The sequence below is a fragment of the Pseudokineococcus sp. 1T1Z-3 genome, assembly GCF_037482365.1.
GTDB lineage: Bacteria > Actinomycetota > Actinomycetes > Actinomycetales > Quadrisphaeraceae > Pseudokineococcus.
The window spans coordinates 488802-502219 of the sequence record NZ_JBBHZF010000023.1 but is presented as its reverse complement, the minus strand read 5'-3'; the positions used below and the strand labels follow the sequence as shown (position 1 = coordinate 502219).

Below are 13418 nucleotides of genomic sequence, written 5' to 3'. Positions count from 1 at the left end.
TCAGGTGGCCGTCGTGCTCAAGACGGGCGCCGGGGTCGCCGGGCATCGTGAGGACCATGACGACGGAGACGGCCACCAGGAGACCTCCAGCCGGCAGCGTCACGCAGCTCACGGCCTCCGCCTGATGCGCGACCTGGAGGACCCGTCCCGGCGCACGGCCGCAGCGACGCCGACGGAGGCGCTCGACGTCGCACCCGAGGAGTCGGACGGGCTCGCCGCCGCCACCCCGCCCGTCGTGGACGCTTCGACCCATGGCTGAGGCGGGCGTGCTGAGCACCGGGGCGGACGTCGTCCGCTGGCGCCTGCACGCCCACGGGCTCGTCGGCGAGGGCGCCGGCTCAGTTCTGGACGCCGTCCGCTCGCTGACCGCCGTGCAGTCCCAGGACCACCTCCTCGCCCTGTGGTCGGTCGCCCGACGGGTCCCCGGTGCGCGGCTCGCGGACGTCCAGCTCGCGATGGACGACGGCGCGCTGCTGCGCACGCACGTGCTGCGGCCCACGTGGCACACCGTCGTGGCCGACGACCTGCCGTGGCTGCTGGCCCTGACCGCGGACCGGGTGCACACGGCCAACGGCACGCCGTACCGCCGCCACGGCCTCGACGAGGAGCTGCTGGGCCGCGCCCGGCGGCTGCTGCGCCGGACGCTCGGGGACGGCGCCTCGTCGACCCGGGAGGAGGTCTCCGCCGCGCTGGCGGCGGGCGGCGTGGCCGTCGCCCCCGGACAAGCCCTCGCGTACCTGCTGATGCACGCCGAGCTCGAGGGGCTCCTCGTCAGCGGTCCGACGAGGGGACGCCAGCAGACGTACGCCCTGCTCGAGGACCGTCTGGACGAGGCAGCCCCGGCGCGGACGGAGCCGCAGGACCCCGTGGCCGAGCTGGTGCGCCGGCACCTGCGGGGCCACGGGCCGGCGACCCTGCAGGACCTGCGCCGGTGGTCGAGCCTGCCGGTGACCCGGCTCCGCGAGGGCGTCGCAGCCCTCGGGGACCAGGTGGACGTGCACGTCGTCGAGGGCCGCACGCTGCTGACCACCGGGCCGGCGCCGGACCTGACCCCTCCGCGGCACCCCGAGGTCCTCCTGCTCCAGTCCCTCGACGAGCTCGTCGTCGGCCACGCCGACAGCCGTGACCTCATGGACGTGGCCGGGCTGGAGGCGGCCGCCGCCGACGTCCGCGGGCTGCCACAAGCCGTCGTGCTGGTCGACGGCCAGCACGCCGGCCGCTGGCGAGGGAGGCAGCGCAGCGACCGTCTCGACGTGGAGGTCGTCCTGCACCGGCCGCTCGACGACGCCGAGGTCGACGCCCTCGAGGCGGAGGCGGCCCGCCTGGCCGACGCCCACGGCGTCGCGCGCGGCGGACTCGACGTCTCCTCGCGGTGAGCCGACCGGCAGGGCGACCTCAGACCTGCGGCCGGCCCACGAGCTCGGCGACCCGCGAGGGCACCGCCGCTCCCGGAGCCGTCAGCTCTTCCCGAGGAAGCCCAGCAGCGCGGCGTTGAACTTCTTCGCGTGGGACACGTTGAGCCCGTGCGGGCCCCCCTCGACGAGGACGAGCTCGCTGCCCTCGACCATCTCGGCCGTCCGCCTGCCGCTCATCTCGAACGGGACGACGGCGTCGCTGTCGCCGTGGATGACGAGCGTCGGCAGGGTGAGCTTGTCGACGTCGCCGCGGAAGTCGGTGCGCCCGAAGGCCTCGATGCAGTCGTAGGTGGCCTTGGGTGAGGCCTCGGTGGCGATGCTCCAGGCCAGGCGCTGCTGGGCGTCGCTGACGACGACGTCGTCACCAGCCGTGAAGAAGCTGGCGACGAAGGTCTCGAGGAAGGCCGCGCGGTCCCCGGCGACGCCCTGCTGGAAGCTCTCGATCGTCGCGTCGTCGAGACCGCCGTCGGGGTTGTCCTCGCTCGCGTAGAGGTACGGCGGGACGGCCGCGGCGAGGACGGCGCGGGTGACACGCTCGGTGCCGTAGGTCGCGAGGTAGCGCACGACCTCCCCGCCGCCCATGGAGAACCCGACGAGCGCCGCGTCGCGCAGGTCGAGGTGGTCCAGCAGCGCCTTGAGGTCGCTGGCGAGGGTGTCGTAGTCGTAGCCGCCCCACGGCCGCGAGGAGCCGCCGAAGCCGCGGCGGTCGTAGGTGACGACGCGGTAGCCCGCGCCGACCAGCGCCGGCACCTGCGGCTCCCACGCCCGGCCCGACAGCGGCCAGCCGTGGACGAGCACGACCGGGCGGCCGGTGCCGTGGTCCTCGTAGGCGATCTCGACGTCGGTGCGGTCCTCGCGCGCGACGAGCAGCGTGGGCATAGGGCGTCCTCTCCGTCGGGGACCGGCGCTCGGCCGGCAGGACCACCTCACCAGCGCCGCCAGGAGGACGCACGGCGAGCCCCTGCGGCGACGCCTCCGGCAGCGATGAGTCCCGCGGCCGACCGGCGTCTGCATCGGCGACGGGGACCACCCGGCCGAGGAGGAGCCATGACCGCCACGTACACCTGGGACGTCTTCTCGACCCTCGACGGGTACGGCAGCTACGACCCCGGCCTCGCCGACTGGAGTGGCTACTGGAGCCGGCAGGGCCCCGAGCTGCTCGCGCACCGGGCCGCGACCTTCGACACCCCGCAGCGGATGGTCTGGGGCGCCACGACCTTCCGCGAGACCGCCGCCCACCTGTCCCTGCCCGACCTCGACGCCTGGGTGCTCCGGACGGCGCAGGTGCCCTCGACGGTCATCTCCTCGACGCTGACGGACACCCTCGGCTGGCCGGACGCGACTGTCGTCGGCGGTGACGCCGTCGACGTCGTCACGAGGCTCAAGGGCGAGTCAGACGTGCCGCTCCGCTCGCAGGCGAGCCTGTCGCTCAACCGCGCGCTGCTGACGGCCGGGCTCGTCGACCGGCTGCAGCTGACGGTCTTCCCGGTCGTCACCGGCCGGTCGGGGACCAGCCCGGTGCTCGCGGGGCTGGGCGACGTCGACCTGGAGCTGCTCGAGAGCCGCACCTTCGACGGGCGCAGCCAGGAGCTCGTGTACCGGCCGGTGCCGCGGTGACGCCCTCTGCCGTCGTCGCCGGACGCCGAGATGGAGGTTCTGGCGGAGGACAGGGTCTCTGGCGCGCCACAACCTCCATCTCGGCGGGGCCGGTCGCCAGCCATCCGTCTGGGACGCTGCGCAGGTGACCACCGACGTCCTGCGCATCACCACCCGCAACGCGCGTTTCCAGCAGTGGGAGGCGCTGCGCGGCAACCGCTCCAAGCGGCACCGCAGCGGGGAGATGCTCGTGCAGGGCGTGCGGCCGATCTCCGTGGCGCACGAGCGGGCGTGGCCGCTGGCCGCGGTGCTGGCGCCGCTGGACCGGCGGCTGTCGGCGTGGGCCCAGGACGTGTGGGACACCGCCGACCGTGACGTCGTCCGGGTGCGGATGGCGCCCGAGCTGCTCGCCGTGCTCGCCGAGAAGGAGCCCGAGGACGGCGAGGACGGCGCCGAGCTCGTCCTCGTGGCGCGCAGCGCGCCCGACGACCTCGACCGGATCCCCGTCGGCGAGGACGCGCTCGTGCTCGTGCTCGACCGGCCGGCGAGCCCGGGCAACCTCGGCTCGTCGGTGCGCTCGGCCGACGCGCTCGGCGCGGACGGCGTCGTCGTGTGCGGGCGGGGTGCCGACCCGACGGACTCGCGGGCGCTGCGCGCCTCGACCGGGTCGCTGCTGGCGCTGCCCGTGGTCGCCGCGCCCGCGCCGTCGCAGGTGCTGGCGTGGGTGGCCGCGCACCGGGCGGCGGGCGTGCCGCTGACCGTGGTGGGGACGGAGGAGGCGGGGCCGGGAGACGACGGCTCGGGCCTCACGACGACCGACCTCGACGACGTCGACCTGACCGGGCCGGTCGTCCTCGTCGTCGGCACTGAGGCGACCGGGATGAGCGCCGCGTGGCGGCGGGCGTGCGACGTCGTCGCGACCATCCCCATCGGCGGGTCGGCGAGCTCGCTCAACGCGGCGGCGTCGGCGGGCATGGCGCTGTACGAGGCCGCCCGGCAACGAGGGTTCCCCCGGCGGGGCTGAGGCGGCGACCGTCGGGTCGTCCCTCACTCGCCCTCGTCAGGGCTTGACGCCCCGGCGAAGTCGGCCGACTGTCGACGCGTCCGCATCGACAGTCGATAGAGGGGTCCCGATGGTCACCTCCCGCCTCCTCCTCGCCGTCCTGCTGGGTCTCCTCGCACTCCTGCTCGGGGCGCTGCTCGTCGTCCAGGTGGTCGTGCTGCCGGCGGAGGCGACCGAGGCGGCGCACCGGTTCCCCGAGGCGGCCTTCCTCGAGGTGCCCGTCCTGGTCCTGGCCGTCGCGGCCGTCGCCTGCGGGCAGGTCGCCGTCCTGTGCGTCATGGCGCTGCTCGTGCTGGTCGAGCGGGGCCGGGCGCTCGGCCCGGCCGCCCGGTGGTGCCTCGACGTCGTCATCGGCGCCGTCGCGCTCGCGAGCGTCCTGGTCCTCGGGACCGGCGTCCTCGTCACGACGACGGTCGGCAGCCCGGCCCTCGCCCCCGCAGTCGTCCTCTCCCTCGGCGGCGCCGTGGTGGTGGCCGGGCTCCTGGCGCTCCGGCACCGCGCGCACGCCGCCGCCCGACGTGGCGGTGACCTCGCCGAGGTGCTGTGAGCACACGTCGACGACGTCGCGAGGCGGCAGGCGCCCTACACGCGCACGTCGGCGACGACGGAGGACCCCTGGCGCCTCAGGTGCTCGCCGCGGCGCCGCCGCCGGAGGAGGTCGTCGTCGTGACGGTCGTGGTGGACGACGTCGGCGTCGTGCTCGCCAGGACGGCGGCGAAGACCGCCCACGAGCCGAAGGGCGGGGCCGCACCGGGAGCCGTCGACGTCATCGCCAGGGCCCGCAGCTCGCCCGCCCGGGCGGCCTCGTCGAGGCGGTCCTCGAGGGCGTCCTCCAGACCGAGCGCGACGACGTCCGGCAGCGACGCGTCGAGGTCCAGACCTGCCAGCAGCTCGGGCGGGGCGTCGTCGTCCCCGGCCCGCTCCAACCCCGCGCGGTAGCCGCGCCACGGCACCGCGGCCTCCTGACCGGCGGCGGTCAGCCGGGAGAAGGAGCCCAGCAGCACCAGCGCGAGGACGCTCAGCGCGACGAGCGGGACGACGGCGGCCAGCACGAGCACCTCCTCGCCGGCGACGCCGACGAGGCCGGCCCCCAGCGCCAGCACGCCAGCGACACCCGCGACGACGGCCATCGCTCTGCGTGAGGCCTGGCTGCTCCGGTCCCACCAGCCCTCGCGACCGAGACGCTCCTGCACCACCTCCCGCGTCGTCCCGGAGTCCGCCAGGGCTGTCGGCAGCTCGTCGGGGCCGACGACGCCGTCCTCGGCGTGGTCGAGCAGGACCTCCCACACCGCCCGCTCGACGTCGTCGCGCACCAGCCCCTCGTCGAGCAGGCGCAGCTGCGCGCGCTCGTCCTCGGCGTCGTCCGCCCCGTCCGGCTCCGCAGCCACGCCCGGCTCCAGCGCCACCGCCCCGCGCGCCGCCAGGTCGAGCACCACGGCGGGCACGGCCGAGGGCTGCGGCGACCCGGCGACGAGCGCACCGACGAGCGCCGCGGGCAGGTCGCCCGGGCGCCTCGTCGTCGGCACCGGCTCGCCGGTGCGCACGTGCGCCCGCCGGCGGTGCAGCAGCAGGACGAGAGGCCCGCCGGCCAGCGCCAGCAGCGCCCCCGCCCACGGCACCCAGGTACCCCCCGCGCCCGCCGACCACACCTGGAAGGCGCTGCGTGGCGGGCCCTCCTGGACGCTGGTCGACAGCCGCTCGACCGTCGCGACCAGCCCGCCGGCGACGTCGCCCTCCCGCAGCGCCGGCACGAGCTCGTCCTCGACGAGCGCCACCTGCTCGCCCGTCGGCACGCCGCCCTCCTGCAGCGTCTCCCCCACGAAGATCCCTGCGCGGGCGTCGGTGTCGTCCCCCGGCTGCCGGTTGACGAGCACCGCGACGGCCGCGCCGGGTGCAGCGCCGGTCTCGACGACCCACGCCTGCTGCATCTCCTCGACCTGCTCGAGCGTCTCCTCCGGCGTCGCCGCCAGCTCCCGGACCACCACGACGGCGTCCGCGCCCGTCTCCGCCTCCAGCGCGGTCAGGCGCGCCTCGAGGTCCTCCTCCTGCGACGTGCTCAGCGAGCGCCCGGTCACGTCGACGACCCGGTCGCCCGCCGCCAGCGGCGGCACCGCCGCCGCCGCGGCGGCCGAGGGCGCGAGGAGGACGCCGGCCGCGACCGCGACCAGCAGGCGACGGAGCAGCAGCACGAGACCTCCCGGGGGCGAGCTGGCGGGACGCGCCTGCGCCCCACCACCGCGGCACGGACCGACGTGGCGCACGGCACGATGCCGTGCATGCCCCGCAGCGCGCCAGAGCATCCCGACCATCGACCGGCCGACGCCGGCGCGCCCCTCCCGGAGACCGCCGCCCACCCCGCGCCCCGGCCGTCGACGACGACCACGGCGGTCCTCGCCGTCGTCCTCCTCGGCACCGCGGTGGCCCTCGCCGTCCTCGCGACGCCGCGGGACGGCGCCGTGACCCGCTGGGACGTCGGCGTGCTGCGGGCGGTCGAGGGGATCCGCGAGCCGTGGCTCACGACGGCGATGACGCTCGCCACGGACACCGCCGGCGTCGCCGTCATCGCGGTCCTGCTCGTCCCGGTCCTCTGGCTGGTGCGCCGCGGCGACCGGCCGGCCGCCCTCCTGCTCGCCGTCGGCGCCGCGGTCGCCGCCGCGGTCTCCAACGCCGCCAAGCCCCTCGTCGACCGTGCCCGCCCGGACAGCGTCGACCCGCTCGTCACCGCCCACCTCGCCAGCTTCCCCAGCGGCCACACGATGACGGCCGTCGGCGCCTACGGCGTGCTCGCCGTCCTGCTCGCCCGGCGCGGGCACGCGGTGCTCGCCGCGGTCAGCGCGCTCTGGGTGCTCGTCGTCGGGCTCACGCGGGTCTACCTCGGCGTCCACTTCCCCACCGACGTCCTCGGCTCGCTCGCCGCCGGCGGCGTGCTGCTGCTCGTCGTCGCCCGGCTCGACCAGCGCCTCGCGCCAGCGCCCGCCTGACCCCCGGCTCTCGCGCGGCTCACGGCTCGCCCTCGACCGGGGCGAGCTCGGGCCTGCGGGGCGCGCCCGGGACGTCGCCGCACAGGTCGTCATCGGGTGGAGGCTGGCGCGGCCGGACCACCGACGCGGCCCGCTTCGCGGCGTACATGGCGGCGTCGGCCGCCCGCATCAGGTCCTCGAGTGCCCGCTCAGGAGCGACGTCGGTGCGCGCCGGCTCCGCCGCCGCGGCCGGCCGGTGCGCGGTGCCCACCGAGCCTGCGACCGGCACCTCGCCCCCGGTCCACCGCACGGGGTGGGCGAAGGCCTCGCGGCACCGCCGGGCGAGGGCCTCGACACGCTCCGGGGAGGCCTCCTCGCCGCGGACGAGGACGGCGAGCTCGTCCCCGCCGACCCGCACGAGGAGGCCGCCGGCGCCCGCGGCCCGGCGCAGGCGGCCGGCGACGGCCACGAGCACGGCGTCCCCCGCCGCGTGGCCGAGGCGGTCGTTGATGCCCTTGAACCCGTCGAGGTCGACGAGCAGCAGCCCCAGCGCCTCCCCCGCGGCGTCGGCGGCGACGTCGTGCAGCGCCCGGCGGTTGGCCGCGCCCGTCAGCTCGTCGGTGCGGGCCAGGTGCCGTTCCTGCGCGGCGTACCGCTCGCCCTGCAGCGCGAGGCCGAGCAGCAGCACCGTCACCGCGCCCGTCCCGAGCGCGACGACGGCGACGACGCCGCCGAACGGGGCGGGCAGGAAGGTCCAGGCGCCCAGGAGGGCGAGGGCCGCCCCGGCCGCGAGGACGACGCCCACGATGCCGACTCCGGAGGAGGGGCGCTCCGGCGCACCCGGTACCGCGACGAGCGCCAGGGCCACGACGAGCATGCCCGCACCGAGGGCCGCCAGGCGCAGCTCCCCCACCGGACCCGGAACGTCGGCGAGGAACAGGGCTGCGTCCGCCGCCACGACGAGCGAGAGACCAGCGGCGAGCGCCGCAGACCGTCGGTCACGGCAGCGCGTCCGGCTCAGGCCCCGGACGACGACGAGGACCAGCAGGGTCGCCCAGACCCCGGGGTGCAGCAGCCCGAGCGCCGTCGTCGCGTCGACCAGCCCGAGCTGCAGCGGCACGACGAGCAGCCCGGCCGTCGCGCACGCCCCGCCGCCGACCAGGACCAGCGCCTCGAGCGCGACGACGCCGCGCGGGCGGGTCGACGCCGAGGCGTCGCCGTCGAGCAGGACGGCAGCGCCGAAGCCGAGGAAGGACAGGACGAACAGCGCCTCCACCCGGGTGGGGAAGGTCGTGCCGCCCCAGACGACCGCCTCGACCAGCAGGCCGACCAGGCCGGCCTGCCACAGCACCAGCCCGCCGAGCAGCGGCAGCAGGACCCGGCGCCGGGGCCGGTGGTCGCGCAGCCCACGGGCCACGACGCCGAGCGCCGACAGCTGGAGCAGGGCCGACATGAGGCTGGCCCCGACCACCTCGACGGCCCCCTCGCCGAGGACTGCGACGACGAGCGCGGCGCCGGCGAGGGCGAGCGCGACCAGCAGCGCACGGCGGGCGGGGCGGGCGGGTCGCCGCTGGGCGGCGGCACGAGGTCCGGCTTCGCTCATGACGGCACGACCGGGACGGGCGAGGACGCCGCCCGCTGTGCGGGGACGTCGCCCGGGAGGACGGTGGGGCGTTCCCGCAGCCACGTCCGGAGCGCGTCGGCCGGCATCGGCCGGGCGACGTGGTAGCCCTGGACGGCGTCGACGCCCAGCCCGGTGAGCGCCGTCATGGTGCTCGCGTCCTCGACCCCCTCGGCGACGACGTGCAGGCCGAGGTCACGGGCGAGCCGTGCCGCCGCGCCGACGATGGCGGCGCTCGACGGGTCCTCCAGCATGGGCCCCACGAAGCTGCGGTCGATCTTCAGCCCGGACACGGGCAGCACCTGCAGGTAGGCCAGCGAGGACTGCCCGGTCCCGAAGTCGTCCACCAGGAGCCGGACACCCAGGCGGCGCAGCTGCTCGAGGCTCGCCGCGGTCTGCTCGTCGTCGGCGAGGTCCGCCGTCTCCGTGATCTCCAGCTCCAGCGCCGTGGGGGGCAGGCCCGCCTCGGCGAGCGCCTGCTCGACGTCCCGGGCGCAGCCCGCGTCCCGCAGGCTGAGCGGGGAGAGGTTGACCGCGACCGTCATCTGAGGGCGGCGGTGCCGCCAGGTCGCGACGTCGGCGAGGGCCTGGCGGAGCACGGCGGCCGTCAGCGGCTGGACGAGGCCGGACTGCTCGGCCAGCGGCACGAACTCGTCGGGGCCGACCCGGCCGTGCCGCTCGCTGGTCCAGCGCACGAGCGCCTCGACGCCCAGCACCACGCCGGTACCGGGCGCGACGACCGGCTGGTAGTGCACCTCCAGGGCGTCCTCGGACAGCGCCTGGCGCAGGTCCGCGACGAGCGCGAGCCGCCGGGCCGCCGCAGCCTCGTCGTGCGTGCTCCAGGTGCGCAGCGGCATCCGCTCGGCGCGCGCGGCGGCGAGGGCCCGCTGCGCCCGGTGCAGGGTCGAGGCCCCACGCTCACCGGGCGCGGCGACCGTCAGCCCCCCGGTGGCCCTCGCCTCCACGGGCAGCCGCCCGTCGCGGGCGGTGACCGCCTCCAGCAGCGCGGTCGCCCTCTCGGCGGCCACCCGGCCCTCCGCCGCGGGCAGCAGGACGGCGAACTCGTCCGGTCCTACCCGGGCGACGAGCGCGGCGGGACCGGCCGTGGCGACCAGCCGCCGGGCCACGGCGCGCAGGAGCTCGTCACCGGCGTCGTGCCCCAGCACCTCGTTGACGTCGGCGAAGCCGTCGAGGTCGAGCACGACCACCACGGCACCGCCCGCCGCGGCGTCGTCGTCCAGCCGGCTCACGAGGGCTGCGCCGTTGGGCAGACCCGTGAGCCCGTCGGTCCGCGCCCGCCGCTCCTGGTCGGCCAGGTCGGCGCGCAGGACGTCCGTGAGGTGGGCCCGCTGCAGCGCGACCGAGGCATGGTCGGCGAGGGCCCGGAGCTGGCGCACGTCCTCGGGGCCGAAGGAGCCGCGCACGCTGACCCGGTCCTCGACGACGAGGGCTGCGCGCCGGGCGGTGCCGGTGGGCAGGGGCACGGCTACCCCCGGCCCCTCGCCGACCTCGCGGGAGCCGGCGCGCTCGACCGTCTCACCGGTGGTGAGGCACGCCTGCCACCAGGCCGACGCGGCCGCCTCGTCGTGCGCGAGCGTCTGCCCGGACAGCCTCGTCGACGCGCCCGCCGCGCCGTCGGCCTCCGCCCAGACGAGCGCCGCGACGGCGCACCCGGTGACGTCCCGCGCCTCGCGCAGCACCCGTTCGCAGAGCGCCTCCCCCTCCAGCGGCTCGCTGAGGGCGGCCGCGATGCGCGTCAGCTCCTCGAGCCGGCCGTGGTCCCCGAGCAGCCGTGCGTGCCCCCGGTAGGCCGCTAGCAGGACGGCGACGACCACGGCGAGCGGGACGAGACCGCTCGGCTGCCCGAGGGCCAGCTCCGCGACGAGCAGCGCCACGCTCGCGTTCCCGACAGCCACGACGCAGCCGGCGCGGGCCACCGAGCGCACCTGCGCACCGTCGACCTCTCCGGTCGTGATCCAGATGGCACCGCCCACCACGCAGACGCTCAGCAATGCCTGGGCGAGGACGACGACGAGCACCGCCGCAACGACGCCCGGGGTGGCGGCCTCGGCGTCCGCGGGCGCCGTCGTCCCCAGCAGCTGCCCGAGGAGCCACGAGGAGATAGCCACCTCCAGGGCCACGAGGCACACGTTGAAGCCCGCCCGCAGCACCGAGGTGCGCCGCCAGAGGGCCCCGCCGAGCGTGCCGACCAGCGCCACCCCCAGGAGCGGCCAGGGCTCGAGCAGGAGCAGGCCGAGCACCAGGGGGATCTCGACGAGCGTCAACGTCATCGTCTCGCGCTTCATGTGCAGGTGCAGCCGCAGGCGCAGGCCGACGACGTCAGCGGCCGCGAAGAGGGCGGCCATCACCCCCACGAGCCACCACGAGGGGACGACGACGGCGCGGTCGGTGGCGGCGGCGGTGAGCAGCAGGGCGGCGACGAGCAGGGCGGCGCCCGCCGCGGCCAGCGCGAGCGGGCGCCACCCAGGGGGTCCCTGCCTGCGCCGACGACTCACCTGCCGGTCATCGGCTGCCGCGGGGCACACCTGTACCGCGGACGTCGCCGAGGTGGCGGAAGAGGAGCGCCGCACCCGCCGTTGGGCACACCAGACGGCGTCGTCACCCCCGGTCCGAGGTCCGGACCGTGACCAGCCGCAGCACCCGAGGAGGACCCATGCCCACACGTACCGCCCGTACCGCCTGGAACGGCGGCCTGCAGGACGGCTCCGGCCAGGTCGAGCTGTCCAGCTCGAAGGCCGGGACCTTCGACGTCTCCTTCCCCAAGCGGGCGGCCGAGGACGCCGGCGGCACGACCAGCCCCGAGGAGCTCATCGCCGCCTCGCACTCCTCCTGCTACGCGATGCAGCTCTCGGCCTTCCTCGCCGAGGCCGGTGGCACCCCCCAGAGCCTCGAGGTCAGCGCCGACGTCTCCCTCGGGCCGGACGAGGCGAACGGCGGGTTCCACCTGACGGGCATCGCCCTCACGGTGCGCGGGGAGGTCGAGGGCCTCGACGAGGAGGCCTTCGTCGCCGCGGCCGAGAAGGCCAAGGCCGGCTGCCCCATCAGCAAGGCCCTCACGGGCGTGGAGATCACGCTCGACGCCGCGCTGGAGTCCTGAGCCAGGTCGCCGGGCAGACGACGACGGGCCCGCCCCCTTCGGGGCGGGCCCGTCGCACGGGTGGACCTCCTGCTAGTGGACCCGCGACTCCCGTCGGGCGTCCTTGGCCACGTCCAGCCGCACCCGGCCGAGGACGTCCGGTCGTCCGAGGACGACGGCGAGGTCGGCCATAGCGGCCTCGGCAGCCTCGACGACGTGGGCGAGGTCGGCGACCGGCTCCACGACGGCCGAGACCTCGGCCACCAGCTCGCCCCGGTCCCGGACGAGCTTCCCTCGGGCGCCGCGCACACCGCGCGCCCGGCCGAGCACGGTCGCCGCGGTCGAGACGGCGGCGGACCCGTCGAGCAGCAGCGTCCCGGAGTCGTCGGAGCCGGTGAGACGCACCGGCCCGGTGCTGCGGTGGGTGCGGTGGGCCACGAGCCACCAGAGCCCGAGCAGCCCGAGCAGGACCCCGGCGCCGAGGCTGGCCCAGCCCCACCACGACGCCGCGAAGGCGTCCGTCGCCGTCTGCAGCGTCAGCTGGTCGGGCGCCTGCGGCCACACGAGCACGAGCCACCCGCCCCACCACATGACCATGGCGACGCCGAGGGCGAGGAGCAGCAGGCCAGCCACGAGGGCCGCCACCCGGTCCAGACCGAGCACGCTCCGCTTGATCACGAGCTGCCCCCTTCCACGCGCACGCGCACGGTCGGCGTCCGCTCGAGCACCGACAGACGCTGCGTCACAGCGTTCTTGACCGCGTCGGACGTGCCGGCGTCACCCGTCGTGGAGATCCGCACGACGACGGACCGGCGGCTGGCGGACGTGCGGGCCCCGAGCACGCCGTCGACGTCGCGGGCCACCGAGGAGGAGAGCCGGGCGAGGTCGCGCGGCTCGGTGGTCACGGCGGTGCGGGCGCGCAGCCGGACCTCCGTGCGGGTCCGGCGCCGGAAGGCCACGGCCACGAGTGCGATGCCCAGGAGGGCGAGGGCGACGCCCACGGCCACCATCCACGTCGCCGGCGTCGTGCCCGCGACGACGTCGACGAGCTGGGCGAACCACGGCTGGCCGCCGAGCGCCCCGAGCGTCACGAGGGCGTCACGGACGAGGACGACGCCGAGGGCCAGCACCAGGAGGGCGAGCAAGATCCCGACGAGAGGGACCTGCCCGGAGCCCGTGCGCTCACCGGCCGGGCGCAACGGCGACGGACCGGCCTGCTCAGGCGTCGTGCCGGGTGCGGGGTGCGCGCTCACTCGACCCTCGCCTCCTCCTGGGCTCTCGGGAGCACGACGTCGCGGACGGTGACGGCGACGGCGTCGACGGTCACGGCCGCCAGCTCCTCGAGGCGGCGGGCCACGGTGGTGCGCACGCCCGCGGCGACCTCGGCGGCGGGACGTGGCCACAGCGTCGCCACGTCGACGAGGACCCGCACGTGGGAGCCGGCATGCTCGACCTGGACCGAGGGGAACCCCGAGCCGAGGAGCCCCCCGAGGGGACCGCTGGCCCCCGGCGCGACGCCGTCGACCTCACCCGCGGCCCGCAGGGCGATGCGCTCCAGCACGCGGTCGGCGACGTCGAGAGAGCCACGCTCGCCGGGGTCACCGGTGGACTGGCGTCCCGGCTGGGCTCCCTGGTCGTCCGAGACGGCGTCCTGCGCGGTGGCGGG

At 76.8% G+C, this 13418-nt stretch carries 14 protein-coding genes; 7 read left to right on the top strand and 7 right to left on the bottom strand.

Features of this window, described 5'->3' with window-relative positions:
- The first annotated feature begins 4 nt into the window (after positions 1–4).
- Together WDV86_RS09685 and WDV86_RS09680 are read left to right on the top strand one after the other, a co-directional pair.
- The gene (locus WDV86_RS09685; protein WP_339567416.1) at positions 5–259 is read left to right on the top strand and encodes a hypothetical protein; all 255 of its coding nucleotides are present in this window, start codon (positions 5–7) and stop codon (positions 257–259) included.
- The gene (locus tag WDV86_RS09680) at positions 252–1376 is read left to right on the top strand and encodes a winged helix DNA-binding domain-containing protein (RefSeq protein ID WP_339567415.1); all 1125 of its coding nucleotides are present in this window, start codon (positions 252–254) and stop codon (positions 1374–1376) included. The genes WDV86_RS09685 and WDV86_RS09680 overlap by 8 nt, the downstream gene beginning before the upstream one ends.
- A gap of 81 nt (positions 1377–1457) precedes the next feature.
- Here WDV86_RS09680 and WDV86_RS09675 read toward each other — a convergent pair whose 3' ends face one another.
- Positions 1458–2294, bottom strand: coding sequence for an alpha/beta fold hydrolase (locus WDV86_RS09675; protein ID WP_339567414.1), 837 nt, complete (start codon positions 2292–2294; stop codon positions 1458–1460).
- A gap of 168 nt (positions 2295–2462) precedes the next feature.
- On the opposite strand from WDV86_RS09675, the gene WDV86_RS09670 reads away from it, so the two are divergent.
- From WDV86_RS09670 to WDV86_RS09660, 3 genes are all read left to right on the top strand, one after another.
- The gene (locus WDV86_RS09670; protein ID WP_339567413.1) at positions 2463–3032 is read left to right on the top strand and encodes a dihydrofolate reductase family protein; all 570 of its coding nucleotides are present in this window, start codon (positions 2463–2465) and stop codon (positions 3030–3032) included.
- Positions 3033–3156: 124 nt separating this feature from the next.
- On the top strand, positions 3157–4035 hold the full coding sequence (locus tag WDV86_RS09665; RefSeq protein WP_339567412.1) for a TrmH family RNA methyltransferase: 879 nt from the start codon (positions 3157–3159) through the stop codon (positions 4033–4035).
- A gap of 109 nt (positions 4036–4144) precedes the next feature.
- The gene (locus WDV86_RS09660) at positions 4145–4621 is read left to right on the top strand and encodes a DUF2975 domain-containing protein (protein WP_339567411.1); all 477 of its coding nucleotides are present in this window, start codon (positions 4145–4147) and stop codon (positions 4619–4621) included.
- A 76-nt stretch (positions 4622–4697) separates the two neighbouring features.
- On the opposite strand, the gene WDV86_RS09655 is transcribed toward WDV86_RS09660, so the two are convergent.
- Positions 4698–6263: a DUF2207 family protein gene (locus WDV86_RS09655; RefSeq protein WP_339567410.1), complete on the bottom strand. Its 1566-nt coding sequence runs from the start codon at positions 6261–6263 to the stop codon at positions 4698–4700.
- An 87-nt stretch (positions 6264–6350) separates the two neighbouring features.
- Here WDV86_RS09655 and WDV86_RS09650 point away from each other — a divergent pair, with 87 nt between their 5' ends.
- Positions 6351–7055 (top strand): phosphatase PAP2 family protein, encoded by a 705-nt coding sequence (locus WDV86_RS09650; protein WP_339567409.1) that lies wholly within the window; start codon positions 6351–6353, stop codon positions 7053–7055.
- A 19-nt stretch (positions 7056–7074) separates the two neighbouring features.
- On the opposite strand, the gene WDV86_RS09645 is transcribed toward WDV86_RS09650, so the two are convergent.
- A complete protein-coding gene (locus WDV86_RS09645) occupies positions 7075–8637 on the bottom strand; it encodes a GGDEF domain-containing protein (RefSeq protein ID WP_339567408.1) in 1563 nt (520 codons plus the stop codon).
- A complete protein-coding gene (locus WDV86_RS09640; RefSeq protein WP_339567407.1) occupies positions 8634–11171 on the bottom strand; it encodes a putative bifunctional diguanylate cyclase/phosphodiesterase in 2538 nt (845 codons plus the stop codon). Before WDV86_RS09640 ends, WDV86_RS09645 begins: the two co-directional genes overlap by 4 nt.
- A gap of 158 nt (positions 11172–11329) precedes the next feature.
- On the opposite strand from WDV86_RS09640, the gene WDV86_RS09635 reads away from it, so the two are divergent.
- Positions 11330–11773: an OsmC family peroxiredoxin gene (locus tag WDV86_RS09635; RefSeq protein ID WP_339567406.1), complete on the top strand. Its 444-nt coding sequence runs from the start codon at positions 11330–11332 to the stop codon at positions 11771–11773.
- Positions 11774–11845: 72 nt separating this feature from the next.
- Here WDV86_RS09635 and WDV86_RS09630 read toward each other — a convergent pair whose 3' ends face one another.
- The 3 genes from WDV86_RS09630 to WDV86_RS09620 all read right to left on the bottom strand — a co-directional run.
- Positions 11846–12430, bottom strand: coding sequence for a hypothetical protein (locus tag WDV86_RS09630; protein ID WP_339567405.1), 585 nt, complete (start codon positions 12428–12430; stop codon positions 11846–11848).
- Positions 12427–13005: a DUF6286 domain-containing protein gene (locus WDV86_RS09625; RefSeq protein WP_339567404.1), complete on the bottom strand. Its 579-nt coding sequence runs from the start codon at positions 13003–13005 to the stop codon at positions 12427–12429. The genes WDV86_RS09630 and WDV86_RS09625 overlap by 4 nt, the downstream gene beginning before the upstream one ends.
- Positions 13002–13418: Asp23/Gls24 family envelope stress response protein (locus WDV86_RS09620; protein ID WP_339567403.1), on the bottom strand; the 417-nt coding region annotated here is incomplete at its 5' end. The genes WDV86_RS09625 and WDV86_RS09620, both read right to left, overlap by 4 nt.

Coding starts and splice junctions, on each gene's coding strand:
- WDV86_RS09680 (WP_339567415.1), top strand. CDS start 252: ATGGCTGAGGCGGGCGTGCTGAGCACCGGGGCGGACGTCGTCCGCTGG.
- WDV86_RS09675 (WP_339567414.1), bottom strand. CDS start 2,294: ATGCCCACGCTGCTCGTCGCGCGCGAGGACCGCACCGACGTCGAGATC.
- WDV86_RS09670 (WP_339567413.1), top strand. CDS start 2,463: ATGACCGCCACGTACACCTGGGACGTCTTCTCGACCCTCGACGGGTAC.
- WDV86_RS09660 (WP_339567411.1), top strand. CDS start 4,145: ATGGTCACCTCCCGCCTCCTCCTCGCCGTCCTGCTGGGTCTCCTCGCA.
- WDV86_RS09650 (WP_339567409.1), top strand. CDS start 6,351: ATGCCCCGCAGCGCGCCAGAGCATCCCGACCATCGACCGGCCGACGCC.
- WDV86_RS09645 (WP_339567408.1), bottom strand. CDS start 8,637: ATGAGCGAAGCCGGACCTCGTGCCGCCGCCCAGCGGCGACCCGCCCGC.
- WDV86_RS09635 (WP_339567406.1), top strand. CDS start 11,330: ATGCCCACACGTACCGCCCGTACCGCCTGGAACGGCGGCCTGCAGGAC.